This is a genomic window from Shewanella decolorationis S12 (assembly GCF_000485795.1).
In the GTDB taxonomy this organism is placed as follows: Bacteria; Pseudomonadota; Gammaproteobacteria; order Enterobacterales; family Shewanellaceae; genus Shewanella; species Shewanella decolorationis.
On record NZ_AXZL01000067.1, the window covers coordinates 151,602 to 163,799 of the forward strand.

The window sequence follows — 12,198 nt, forward strand, 5'->3', positions numbered from 1 at the left end:
AAGAGTATAACTAAGGTATGCCACTTATCGTGCATTCATCCAAAAGAGCGCAATTTCACAGGGTTTAAAAAGGAGTAAAGGTGCTTATTCCAAGGTACTAATACATAGAGTACGCATTGATAGCCCCTTACTTCTAAGGCTTTTTTTCCTTGAGCTCAACGTTCAAACCTCTATGTGTTTAGCATCTAAATCAAAGACACTCACTTTAAGACGCACGACATCAAGCCACAAAATATCCAGCAGTTTGCAAATTTTCGCGGAAAACGGCTTAAAGGATAAGGGCAGCAAAACGCTGCCCTCGCCCAACTCTTATTGCGCCAAGGCTTTAGATACTTTCTCGAATAAGTCCTTTGAAAGCTCTGGTAACACCAGTAATCGTGTTAAACAAGCCTTGATCTTGGCTTGACGCTCCTCATCAAACTTACTGAATTGGATAAGTGGCGTCACCATACGCGCTGCAACCTGCGGGTTGAGTTTATTTAAGCTGATAAGGCATTCAGTTAAAAACTCGTAACCTTTACCATCGGCGCGGTGGAACTGGTAAATATTCCCCGTAGCAAAGCTGCCAATCAGTGAACGCACGCGGTTAGGATTGCTCATGCTAAAGCTCGCGTGTTGCTGTAATTGACGCAAGCTATCAATCACCCCTTCAACATCATGGGTCGCCTGCAACATAAACCATTTGTCCATCACCAGCGGCGTATCGCGCCAGCGTGCTTCAAACATTGCCATCAAATGTGCACGGCAAGGTAACGAGCCTACATTTGCCGCACTTAATGCACCGAGTGAGTCGGTCATATTGGCAGCCTTTTCAAACTGCTCAACCACAAAGCTTTCGGCATCGCTACTGACTCGGCTCAACCAGTTAAGGCATTGATTCTTTAACGCGCGCGCTTTAGTGCAATCACGGTTTACCAATGAGCGATACAGCGCCGTTAACTCATCTTCACAATAGGCGGCAAGCTCTATGAGCACAAATTCACGGGCTAAGGCTAAGGCATCTAAATCAACGGTATCGGTTTGCTCAATCAAAGCAGAAGCCGATGGTATGGCTAAAATCTCCGCCATCAGCGCTTGATCTAACTGCTCATCAAGTAAGGCACCTTTAAAGCTATCTTTCACTCGCTCATCTAATGTCATAGTGTGATGTTGCTGTAAATGCGCCACATTTTGCCAAATCGCTTGGCTCACGAGCGCCACCGACGCTTCCCAACGCGCCACTTCACTCGAAGCAAAGCGCATCAGATGCACGAGTTGATCGATTTCAAAGGGATAGTGCAATTTAACCGGTGCAGAGAAATCCTGTAGTAAGGAGGCAACGGGTTTATGGTTTAATCCTTCAAAGCTAAACACTTGCTCTGCTTGAGTAAAATCGAGCACTTGGTTTACCAGCGATTGCCCTTTCTCATCTAACAGCTCTAAGCTAAAGGGAATATGCAAGGGTGAAGCACAGCCAGCTAAGGTTTGCTTGAGTGTTAACTGATAAGTCCCTGTGTCAGCATTAAAACTGTCGCTTGCGGTAACAATTGGCGTGCCCGCTTGGCTATACCAGAGGCGAAATTGAGTTAAATCGATTCCACTGGCATCTTCCATCGCCGCCACAAAATCATCGCAGGTCACGGCTTGTCCATCGTGACGCTTGAAGTATAACTTCATCCCCGCTTGGAAATGGGCTTCACCCAACAGGGTGTGCATCATGCGAATGACTTCGGCGCCCTTGTTATACACAGTGACGGTATAAAAATTATTCATCTCAATCACAGACTCGGGGCGGATCGGATGCGCCATTGGGCCTGAGTCTTCAGCAAACTGCTGGTTTTTGATGACTTTAATTGCGTGAATTCGGTTCACTGCACGTGAGCCTAGATCCGAACTAAATTCCTGATCGCGGAACACTGTTAGGCCTTCCTTGAGGCTTAATTGGAACCAGTCACGGCAAGTCACGCGGTTCCCCGTCCAGTTGTGGAAGTACTCATGGCCGACCACAGATTCAATGCCGTGGTAATCCTCATCGGTTGCGGTCAAGGTATCGGCCAACACATACTTGGTATTAAAGATGTTTAAGCCTTTGTTTTCCATCGCCCCCATATTGAAAAAGTCGACCGCGACTATCATGTAGATATCTAAGTCGTATTCTAAGTCAAAACGAGATTCATCCCAAGCCATCGACTTTTTCAGGGACGCCATCGCATGGTGCGCTTTGTGTAAATTACCTTTATCGACAAACACCTGCAGTACCACTTTACGATGACTGCGAGTGATAAACTCATCCTGTAGCAGATCGAAATCGCCAGCGACTAAGGCAAACAGGTAAGCAGGTTTTGGGAAGGGATCTTGCCAACGCACGTAATGGCGCCCCCCATCGAGCTCGCCATTTTCAATCAAGTTACCGTTGCTAAGCAGGAAAGGAAACGCCAGTTTGTCGGCCTCGATTCGCACTGTGTATTTAGCTAATACATCTGGGCGGTCGAGAAAATACGTGATACGTCTAAAGCCTTCGGCTTCGCACTGAGTACAGTAGGCGCCGTCGGACATATAAAGCCCTTCGAGGCTTGAGTTGGCCTCGGGATCCAGTTGAGTAACGATAGTCAGCTCAAACTCATTCAGGGTTGTCTCGATTAACAACTGCCCTTCACTCTCGCGATACGTCGCCGCTTGTCCATTAATAGCCACACTCACCAAGGTCAAACTTTCACCATCGAGCACTAAGGGATTGGTATGGGAAGATGTACGTTTAACTTTGCTAATGGCTTTAACTAGGGTGTTTTTACCATCGAGATTAAAATCTAAATCAATAGTTTCAATCGTGAACTGGGGAGCTTGATAATCTTTAAGGTATTTTGCTTGAGCTTGTGTCATGTCGTTCCCTTTAACACTGTTCTAAATAAGAAAAACGCGCCATAAGCGCGTTTTAAGATAAGGTAAACAGACGTGATAACCGCCTATTTAGTGCCAGCGTTAGCCAGCTTTTTTGCATCCGCCATATCTAAGGTGATATAGGCCGTTTCATCTAAGAAGGCATCCGGTGCTTCAACGTCGTCTTTATCTTTAATGTCTTCCATCGATTTAACCGCGGCTAAACCATGGGCAACACGACGCTCGTTGGTTCTATCGAGGACTTTCTTCTCATCGGCTTCACGCGAGGCAATGCGCTCACTTTCAACTAAGGAGACAGTTTTCTCTTTATGATGCTTTTTAAAGTCGGCAATATCTTGGTTGATATAGTTAAACTCAACATCGTTTTGAATACGGGCAAGGTGTTTCTTCTCTAAACTGGCCACTAATTCTGGAGTAATGTCGTTGAGAGTACCGTATTGCGCCATCGGCACTTTGTCCCAAGGTAGAGCATTCTTCTCTTCCGCTTCACCGTATTCACCCGGCTCTAACGCACTTGGGTAAGCAATGTTCGGGGTTACGCCCTTGAGCTGAGTGCTGCCACCGTTGATACGGTAGAACTTTTGGATCGTGTACTGTACGTGGCCAATCGGCTTCTCGTACATATCGTAAATACGACCTAGGCTCTTATGCTGCTGCACTGTACCTTTACCAAAGCTTGACTCACCGACAATCAGCGCACGGTCGTAATCTTGCAAGGCAGCGGCAAAAATTTCAGAAGCTGATGCACTGTAACGGTCAACCATAATGGTTAACGGGCCTGCGTAGGTCGTCTTGCCATCGTTATCACGGTGGGCAGACACTCGACCATCGGCGTCACGCACTTGCACTACAGGGCCCATATCGATAAAGAGTCCGGTCAGTAACACGGCTTCAGTTAACGCACCGCCGCCATTACCACGCAAATCGATAACGACACCTTCAACCTTGGCTTCGTTTAACTTCACCAATTCTTTTTCGACGTCCTGGGATAAGTTCATATAGAAACCAGGAATTTGAATCACACCCACCTTACGGTTGGCGTATTCACCGTCTTTCGGTTCGATGATCTTTGAGGTCGCCGCACGGTCTTCTAAACGGATTTTGTCGCGCACTAAGGTCAGATTAAACGGCTTAGCGTTAGAACCGCCCTTCTTAGGTAAAATCTGTAATACGACTTTACTGCCCTTAGGGCCTTTAATCAGATCGACCACATCGTCTAATCGCCAGCCGATCACATCAACAATCTCACCGCCTTCTTGGCCGACGCCGACGATCTTATCTTCTGGTGATAGTTTTTCACTGCTGGCCGCAGGACCACCTGCAATCAAACTCTTGATGACAGTGTAATCGTCCTCGAGCTGTAACTGCGCACCAATCCCTTCGAGGCTTAAGTTCATTTCCATTTGGAAACGCTCAGCATTACGGGGCGATAAATAGCTAGTGTGTGGCTCGATACTGCGAGAAAACGCATTCATCACCGCTTGGAACACATCTTCGCTATTGGTCTGAGTCAGACGCTTGATGGCGTTGTTATAGCGCTTTTGCAGAATATCAACGATTTCAGGCCATTTCTTGCCAGTGAGTTTCAGATTCAGCGCATCGTATTTAACACGTTGACGCCATAATTCGTTGATCTCGGCTTGATCTTTTGGCCAAGCAACATCTTCCCTATCGTATTCGTAGGCATCACCCGGCACGGTGAAATCCATCTCTTTGTCGAGTAGGGAGAGTGCATACACAAAACCTTCGTAGCGACGTTTCTGAACCAAATCAAACATCTTATAAGCAGGCTCGAGTTCACCCGAGCTCAGCATGTCGTCAAACTGATTGATATAGGGTTTAAAGCTGTCGACATCAGCTTGCGTCAACACATTACGACGGTAGTCGAGTTGCTGCAGGTAACGATCAAAAATCTGAGCAGAAAACGCATCATCTAATGTAAATCTATGGTAGTGGGAACGAGTGTATAAATCTGTTACTCGCTTACTGGCCACTTTATGCTGCGCTTCCTGCTTGAGAGTGGGTAACTCGCTGATTTGAATAGTAGGGGAAACAGCCCAAGCCGAGAATCCGACAAAAACAGTGGCAATAGATGTAGCCAAAGTGAGTTTTCGCATCAACAAGTTACTCCGTTTGATTAAATGGTTACAGCAGGATATGTTCCGCTTTCACTTTCACAGTTAAGCCGCTATCGAGCTGAACGTGTATATCCTCTTTGTTAATGTCGGTGATCACGCCGGCTACTGGCGTCATACCTAACTTAACATTGACACGTTGCTTCTTCGCCAAGTCAGTCAATTGCGCTTGCACCAAGTTAACTGTTGGAGCCGACTCGATCTTAGGAGCAGCTTTGACAGGACGTCCTGTTTTACGCGCTGGCACAGCGACTTTTTTAGGGGCTTTTTTCGCAGGCGCTTTGCCAGCAGGTGCCGCTTTCGGTGCTTGAGCAGCACGCTTAGCTTTGGCTTTTTCTTGGCTTTCTTTCAACATGGCTTGAGCATGATCAATATGCTCTTGCTCTAACTCACCACAAGGCTGACCATCAAGATCGACACGCTGTGCACCGGCTTTTACCGATTTCAGGTAGCGCCAGCTGCTGGTGTAACGTCTTAAGGCAACTCTCAGTTGAGTTTTACTGACTTTAGAATCATCAGCCAACCTTTCAGCCAAATCTTGAAACAATCCGATTTTTAATGGCTTAGTTTCACCTTCAGCAATAAAGCACAAAGGAAATGTTTCATACAAATACGCCAAAATTGCGTTGGTGTCGGTCAACTTATCTGTTGATTCCATCATTACTTCCACAGTTTAAAAGGGACATCGAATCCGAGGTGATAAAAATCAGCTTGTTACGAGTCGTTTATCTTGGTTAAGCCCACTTACGAGCCAAAGTACAAATTAGCATTCTCGCCGAGTTAACTAAAGTTAAAAAATATAAGTTAACAATTTTTTACGGCAGAACCTATAAGGCTTATTTTGGCTGTGCTCAACATAAGCCTTATCAGTGCATGCGCTATTATAAGGCGCACGCCACCGATTGCGACTATGAATTATGCGTTATTGTACGCAAATTAAGCAAATAGGCAGTTTTCGAAGCTTTTTACCAATAATTCCAAGCCCTTTTGGTCCTCTTCATCGAAGCGGTCAAAAATAGGACTATCGATATCCAGCACGGCCACAACCTTACCGTCGGCCCGGACTGGGATAACAATTTCAGAATTACTGGCCGAATCGCAGGCAATGTGACCATCGAATTGATGCACATCGGCGACACGTTGTGTCAGATTGGTTTGCGCGGCGGTACCGCACACGCCCTTCCCCATTGGAATACGGGTACAGGCAACTTTACCTTGGAAAGGACCCAGTACCAGCTGTTCGCCACGCATTACGTAAAAACCGACCCAGTTCAGTTCGGTCAAATTATCGTTTAGCAAGGCAGAAAAGTTAGCCATGGCAGCCACTAAATCATCCTCACCCTCGAGTAAGGCCAATGCTTGACGATTCAGTGACTCATAAAATTGCGGTTTCATAAACTTCCTAACGTGTTATTCGACAGCATCGTCCTTTTTAGACGTTTTTTTCGCTGCAGTTTGTTTTGATGGCGTACTATTAACTTGAACGACGCCTTTAAGCAAGTTTGTCAGCTCATCTTTATTGTTAGCAAAATAGAATGCCAGCTGTTCGCTCACTGTTTCATCAATCCCAAGCTGCGCTTTTTGAATAAATGGAATGAGGTTGTCAGCGATATCGAGCATCTTATCGTAGGCATCAGCCTCCTTTTTCGATGTGAATGTCATCTTTTCCACCCCTTCTCTTACCACGACAAACTGTGTAATAACTGCCATGACTGTCCTCGCACTGTTTTTATATACAGTAACCAGAATGACATAAAGTGAACTAGTGATGCAAGTGTTCTGATTATTCTGATATTATGTGAGAGTTTTGCATTATTGAGATGGGTCAAGCAATGTGCTGTCTCACCCTATAATTTGGTTTTATTGCGGACTATTTGCTCTCTTTATAGCTTTGGGGCTAAATTAATATCTTTATATGCATAAAAATACAGCAGAAAACTCTGTAACCCTTTGTCGTTCCTGCGACTTAGCCATTCGAAAGCGCGCCTTGCCTACGGGGGTTAGGGCGTTATGTCCGCGCTGCAATACTGCGCTTTATGACACACCATACTGCTCTGTAAACGGCATGTTGGCACTGTGTATTACCGCACTGGTGTTTTACTTCCCCGCCAATTTTTTCCCTGTGCTCGAAATCCACTTTTTGGGCAGCATTCGCACCACCACAGTATTTCAAGGCGCCTTTGCGGTGTTCGACCAAGGTTATTGGGTCGTGGGGTTAGCCGTGCTCGCGGCCGCCGTGATTGGACCGGGTTTGTTGATCCTATCGATCCTCAGCCAGATTTTGGTTGTCAAATGGGGACTTGGCAGCCCCTTTTGGCGCCATAGCCTCAAACAGCTATTAAAGCTGCAAGGGCTGCTATCTCAGCTCACCATGCTTGAGATTTATGTGATTAGCTTTCTAGTTTCTTCATTTCAATTATCTGATTTTTCGGACATTTACTTCGGGATGGGCACTTTTTGCTTCACCATGCTTTTTTTAGTCACCCTGTTCTTACAGCGGGAATACGATATTGAGCATATGTGGAGTCTACTGATGCAGGGGCACCGCTAAGATGAAGCAGCAGGGGAAAGATTTAGGCCTGTGTCTCTGCCGAGTGTGCAGACAGCTCAATAGCAGTGAAAACACTCATTGCAGCCGCTGTGAAGCCGAGTTACAGGTTCGCGATTACAGTAGCTTACAAAAAAGTTGGGCACTGCTTATAACCGCGGCTATTTTATTGATTCCGGCCAATCTCTACCCGATTACCGTTTTGACTAATCAGGGAAAGGTTCGTCACGACACCATTTTCTCAGGCATTATCCATTTAGTGCATTCGGATATGCTACCCATCGCGATTATTGTGTTTATTGCCAGTATTCTAGTCCCTTGGGTGAAGATTATTGGTTTGGCAACTTACCTGTGTGCCATCAGCTTCAATCTGCCGATTTCAAAGAAGAAACTTATGGTGGGATTTCATATCATCGAGTGGATCGGCCGTTGGTCGATGCTTGATTTATTTGTGATCTCCTTAACTGTTGCCCTCGTAAATATGGGGCAACTACTCGATGCAAAGCCTGCACCTGCGGCCACGGCGTTTGCATTGGTGATTTTACTGACGCAACTTGCCGCAAAAGTTTTAGACACTCGTTTACTCTGGGATCGATTGGAACCTCAAGATGACACAAATTGAATCGCCAAAAGTTGTGAAGAAAAAACTCTTTTCGCCGATTTGGCTGCTCCCAATTGTGGCGCTCGCACTCGGCGCATGGCTGGGCATTAAGAGCATCAAAGAATCGGGCATTGAAATTCAGATCCACTTCCCCAGTGCCACGGGGATCGACGTGGGTAAAACCTTAGTCAAATACCAAGGTCTTACCGTGGGTAAGGTTAAAGACATTGGTATCGATGAGGATCTTAAGGGCGTAAACGTCAAAGTCATGATGGACTATCGCGCTAAGCCTTTCTTAAATAAAGAGACCCTCTTTTGGTTAGTCACCCCAAAAGCCAGCATCACGGGTGTTGAAGGCTTAGATGCGCTGTTTTCGGGCAACTATATCGCGATTCAGCCCGGTAAAGGCAATGCCGCCACTTTCTTCGAGGCTGAGCGTCAACCACCCCCGATGCAAATCGGTACTGAAGGGGTAATGATTGAACTGACGGCCGATAAACTCGGCTCGTTGGACGTAGGCTCGCCAGTGTTCTTTCGTCAGATCCCTGTCGGCAGCGTGGTCAGCTACCGTTTAGATGGCAACGCCAGAGTGATTATCAGCGCCTTTATCCAAGAGCAATATGCGCGTTTAGTGAAGAAAAACTCGCACTTTTGGAACGTATCCGGCGTGAAAGTCGACGCCAGTTTAGCGGGTATTAAAGTCAACACAGAAAGCCTTGCTTCGATTCTGGCGGGTGGAGTGAGCTTTAGCTCCGATGATAAAGCGCCTGTGGCACAAAATGGTGACAGTTTTGCCCTCTATGATTCCGAAACCAGCGCCCATGGCGGGATTGAAGTCAGCCTGACCATGAGCGATGGCAATGCGATTGATAAGGGCACTCGCATTGTGTATCGCGGCATCACCATTGGCACCCTGCAGAGCAAACAACTCACCGCAACAGGCGTGACTGCAGTGGCAAAGTTTGAGCCAGAATACGCTAACCTATTAACCAGTGACGGACTGTTTTGGCTTGAAGGCGCCGATATTTCGCTCTCTGGGATCAAAAATCCCGAACGCTTACTCACGGGCAGCGTGATTAATTTTTTACCCGGCACCAATGCCAATACGGCGCTGCCGAGTAGTTTTGTCCTGCAAGAGTCGGCGCCCGACCTATTAAAGGCCAAGAAGCGCCAGCTCACTATCACCTCAACTGAAAATATGGGCCTCACCGCTGGTGCTGAAGTGCGTTACAAGCAGCTGCCTATCGGTGAGGTGCTGGCGGTGAGATTAACCAAAGATCTGTCGGCCGTTGAATATCAACTCGAGCTGCAACCTGAGTTTGCTAGCTTAGTTCGCAGTGATAGCTATTTTATCCCCGAGTCGGCGCTAAGCATCGATGCCTCACTCGATGGCGTGTCGGTGAAAACCCGTGATATGGCTACCCTCACCAAAGGGGCTGTAAGTCTTATCCCAGGAACGAGCGACACACCACTTGCGGCGAATACCCGCCTGTCACTCTTTAGCTCAATAGATGAAGCAAAACAGTTTTTTGCTCGGCAGCAACGTCTGTACTTTACCCTCACCAGTGTCGATGGCGCCGATGTCAGCCAAGGCTCTCCGATTTACTATAAAAAAATGCAAATCGGTAGCGTGGAATCAGTCAACTGGCAGAGTAAAACCGAAGACTTTGCCATTAAAATCGCTATCGATAAGCAATTCCAACCCTTAGTGCAAAAACCTAAAGTGTTTTGGCGCAACAGTGCCGTGGATGTCAGCGCCAGTCTTGCGGGTATTGATGTCGCCGTTGCGCCACTACAGGGCGCATTAAAAGGCAGCATCAGCTTAGGTTTGTTGGATAGTTCAACGACTGAGCCTAATGCGGCACTTAAACTATACGAAAGCAAACAGCTCGCCTTAGCCCAGGCTCAAGCCATCAAACTCACCTTACCCGCCTCGGCGAAATTGGCTGCCAAAGCCGCCATTCGTTATCAAGGTCATCAAGTGGGTGAAGTAACGCAAGTTAAGCTCAATGCCGACTTAACTACCCTCACTGCAACGGCTTATCTCTATGGTGAATATGCTGAGCACTTCAGCCACAGTGATACTGAATACCATATGGTTGACGCGCAAATCTCCTTAGCGGGGATTAAAGCGCCAGAAACCTTAATTACTGGGCCTTATATTGGCGTGTTACCGGGCAAGAGCAACCAAAAAGCCAACCACTTCCAAGTCAAATTGGTTGAGAGCAGCTATGCCAACGTGGCCGAAGATGCGCTTAAGTTTACCTTAGAGGATAGCAACCTTGGCTCGATGAAAGTCGGCACGCCTATCTTCTTCCGTGGCATAAAAATCGGCCAAATCGATGGTTATAGCCTGTCGTCTCAAGGCAACAGCGTGCTAATGCAAGCACATATTGAGCCGCAGTACAGTCACTTAGTGAATCAGAGCAGCCAGTTCTGGGACGCTTCAGGCATCAAAGTCGATGTGGGGATTTTCTCTGGTGCGCAAATTGAAGCCGGCTCGCTCGAAACCCTATTGGCGGGCGGCATTAATGTCGCCACCAAGGAAACGACACAAGCAGGTAATCGCTTAAGCCAAGGTGCTGTGATTAAGTTGCAACATAAGGCCCAGAGCGAATGGCATGAATGGGCTCCAGCCCAATAAAATCAAGCCTTATCTGTAGTTTGGCCAGCTTGATAATAAGCCTAGCGAATTCGATGTCACTTAAAAATCCGGCGCATTAGATAAACTCTAATGCGCCTGATTTTTATCTGCTACAGCGAAGGTCTTTACCATCGCCATCAATCAGCATTTCGCTTCACATCCTCAGCCATAAAACCAATAACAAACCGCAATCGCGGCGCAGATCCCTGCAAAGTCGGCCGTTAAACCACAGGCGAGCGCATGACGCCCGTGACGGATCCCAACGGAGCCAAAATAAACGGCCAGCACATAGAAAGTCGTTTCAGTACTCCCTTGGAAAATCGCCGCCAAGCGCCCCGCAAAGGAGTCAACACCATGGTGCGCCATGGTTTCGAGCATCATGGCCCGCGCGCCCGAACCGCTAAAAGGTTTCATTAATGCGGTTGGCATCGCATCGACAAAGCGAGTATCAAATCCGAAAAGACTCACCCCACTGGCAATCAATTGCAGCAAATAATCCAACGCGCCCGATGTCCTCAGTAAACCAATCGCCAGCAGCATGGCTAACAGATACGGAATAAGTTGAATCGATTGGTTAAACCCCGCCTTGGCACCTTCAATAAACTCATCATAAATTGCTACTTTTCTCACGCCCGCCACCAGCACAAAACTGAAGACTAACAGTAGCAATACCCCGTTGCCCAAGGCGGTCGATACTGTGCCAATCGCGTCTGCCGTTAAGGTCATCAAATAAAAGCCACTGGCAACTAATGCTGAGAGGATAACTGCGCCATAACCTAGTACCACGGCATTGAGTAGTGAAAGCCGCTGAACAAAGGCAACAATCAGAAGCCCAGCTAATGTCGAGGCAGAGGTTGCGAGCAGAATGGGTAAAAAAATGTCCGCAGGTGCGGCAGCGCCCTGTTGGGCACGGTACAAGAACACAGTAACAGGGACTAAGGTCACCGAGGAGGTATTGAGCACTAAAAATAGAATTTGCGCATTGGTCGCGACGCTTTTGACCGGATTAAGACTCTGCAAATCCTGCATTGCCTTTAATCCCAATGGCGTTGCAGCATTATCTAGCCCAAATACGTTGGCCGTTAAGTTCATCGTCATACTGCCAAATGCGGGGTGTCCCTTGGGCACTTCGGGCATTAAGCGGCGCAGCAGCGGCTCAAACACAAAAGCAATTGCCCCAACAACCCCTGCCTTTTCACCAATTCGCATTAATCCCATCCACAGGGACAAAACGCCCACTAAGCCTAAAGCGATTTCAGCGGCGAGTTTAGCGCTGGCAAACAGGGCCTCTACCGCGTTGGCAAGCACCTCGATATGGCCATTAAACAGCTGTACCGCCATCGCCAGCAGCGACGTGAGGAAAAACACTAACCACACCCGATTTAGCACTCAG

General features: G+C 47.4%; 9 protein-coding genes. 3 read left to right on the forward strand and 6 right to left on the reverse strand.

Annotated elements, in window-relative coordinates; translation table 11 throughout:
* Window positions 1-309: 309 nt before the first annotated feature.
* From pepN to SHD_RS11845, 5 genes are all read right to left on the reverse strand, one after another.
* A complete protein-coding gene (gene pepN / locus SHD_RS11825; RefSeq protein ID WP_023267329.1) occupies window positions 310-2,859 on the reverse strand; it encodes an aminopeptidase N in 2,550 nt (849 codons plus the stop codon).
* Between the two features lie 83 nt (window positions 2,860-2,942).
* Window positions 2,943-4,994 carry a carboxy terminal-processing peptidase gene (gene prc / locus SHD_RS11830; RefSeq protein ID WP_023267330.1) on the reverse strand — a complete coding sequence of 684 codons (2,052 nt, stop codon included), beginning with the start codon at window positions 4,992-4,994 and terminating at the stop codon, window positions 2,943-2,945.
* 28 nt (window positions 4,995-5,022) lie between these two features.
* Window positions 5,023-5,670: an RNA chaperone ProQ gene (gene proQ / locus SHD_RS11835; protein WP_084294874.1), complete on the reverse strand. Its 648-nt coding sequence runs from the start codon at window positions 5,668-5,670 to the stop codon at window positions 5,023-5,025.
* A 278-nt stretch (window positions 5,671-5,948) separates the two neighbouring features.
* On the reverse strand, window positions 5,949-6,407 hold the full coding sequence (locus SHD_RS11840) for a GAF domain-containing protein (protein ID WP_023267332.1): 459 nt from the start codon (window positions 6,405-6,407) through the stop codon (window positions 5,949-5,951).
* A gap of 15 nt (window positions 6,408-6,422) precedes the next feature.
* On the reverse strand, window positions 6,423-6,722 hold the full coding sequence (locus SHD_RS11845) for a YebG family protein (RefSeq protein ID WP_023267333.1): 300 nt from the start codon (window positions 6,720-6,722) through the stop codon (window positions 6,423-6,425).
* 205 nt (window positions 6,723-6,927) lie between these two features.
* Between SHD_RS11845 and SHD_RS11850 the strand changes: the two genes are divergently transcribed.
* Genes SHD_RS11850 through SHD_RS11860 form a run of 3 tightly spaced genes read left to right on the forward strand, consistent with a single transcriptional unit; the run spans window position 6,928 to window position 10,805 of the window.
* Entirely contained in the window at window positions 6,928-7,563 is a 636-nt protein-coding gene (locus SHD_RS11850; RefSeq protein ID WP_023267334.1) for a paraquat-inducible protein A, read from the forward strand.
* Between the two features lies 1 nt (window position 7,564).
* Entirely contained in the window at window positions 7,565-8,182 is a 618-nt protein-coding gene (locus SHD_RS11855; RefSeq protein WP_023267335.1) for a paraquat-inducible protein A, read from the forward strand.
* Window positions 8,169-10,805, forward strand: a complete 2,637-nt coding sequence (locus tag SHD_RS11860; protein ID WP_023267336.1) for a PqiB family protein — start codon at window positions 8,169-8,171, stop codon at window positions 10,803-10,805. Before SHD_RS11855 ends, SHD_RS11860 begins: the two co-directional genes overlap by 14 nt.
* A gap of 162 nt (window positions 10,806-10,967) precedes the next feature.
* Here SHD_RS11860 and SHD_RS11865 read toward each other — a convergent pair whose 3' ends face one another.
* Window positions 10,968-12,194, reverse strand: a complete 1,227-nt coding sequence (locus tag SHD_RS11865) for a nucleoside recognition domain-containing protein (protein WP_039978222.1) — start codon at window positions 12,192-12,194, stop codon at window positions 10,968-10,970.
* Window positions 12,195-12,198: the final 4 nt, after the last annotated feature.